The organism is Natronogracilivirga saccharolytica, assembly GCF_017921895.1.
Classification (GTDB): Bacteria; Bacteroidota; Rhodothermia; order Balneolales; family Natronogracilivirgulaceae; genus Natronogracilivirga; species Natronogracilivirga saccharolytica.
This window is the reverse complement of record NZ_JAFIDN010000038.1, coordinates 1-997: the sequence shown is the minus strand read 5'-3', so window position 1 is coordinate 997 and position 997 is coordinate 1. Positions and strand designations below refer to the sequence as shown.

1 protein-coding gene is annotated in these 997 nt (G+C 62.5%); it reads left to right on the top strand.

All coding sequences use genetic code 11. The features are described 5' to 3' along the window. Window positions 1-997, top strand: a 997-nt coding sequence (locus NATSA_RS15320) for a hypothetical protein (RefSeq protein ID WP_210513494.1), incomplete at both ends; no start/stop codon positions are given.

The window sequence follows — 997 nt, the reverse complement described above, 5'->3', positions numbered from 1 at the left end:
TTTTTCGATGAACAGCAGGATCCTGAGGCCGGCTTCGGCGGGGGCACCGGCCGCACGCGCCGCAACTTCTCCCCGCCGGCGGAAAACCTGCTGGTCTCCCCGGAGTTTCAGGTGAGCCTGTTCGGCCAGGCGTTTCAGATCGGGGGCCAGGGCTCGGTTTCGGCCTTCACGCGTGATGTGCGCAGCGAGCAGATCGATGCCTCGGAGGTGGATGTTCCGGAGTTTCTGACCGATATCATGGGCGTTCACAGCAGCACGCGCCTGGGCTATGCCGGCTCGGCGCATGCCAGCATCCGTGTGGAGCCGGCGGATCTGCGCCTGGAGTATGAGCGGATTCAGCCGGGCTTTGAAACCCTTGGGGTGCGCAGCATGCGCGATGACCGCCAGCGGTACTCGGCCTCGCTGGGCCTGGACCTGTTTGACCGCCGCCTGCAGCTGGACAACAGCATCGGTTTTGATGAGGACAATTTGCTGGGCGACCGGGTGCAGACCCAGCAGGGTCTGGACTATTCGTTTGATGCCACGGCCCAGCTGAGCGAGTGGTTTTCGTTGTCGGCGGGCTACGGGCTGACGAGCAGCGAGACCAGCGCGGCCGACCCGGAGGTGGAGGTGGGCACCTCGGACCACACCTCCCACACGGTTCGCCTGCAGCCGATGTTTAACCTGATGCGGGACCAGACGACCCACAGCATCAGCCTGTCGGCATTCTACCAGACCTTTGAGGCGGTCAGCCGTTTTGAGGAGGATGAGCGTGTAAGTGACGGTCATACGCTCAATGCGATGGTGGGCTATAATGTGAGTCTGTTCGGCGGGGTGCGTGTGAATGCGAGTGTGAACGGTCTGGTGGGCGAGGCTGCCGGCAGCGATCTTCAGAATGCGGGATTGAACGGTGGCATGGGCTACACGTTTTTTGACGGGAGGTTGAATACGAATGTGAATATGGGCGTTTCGCGCAACCAGGTGACCCGGGAAGTGGCCGGAGATCCGGAGGTGCCGG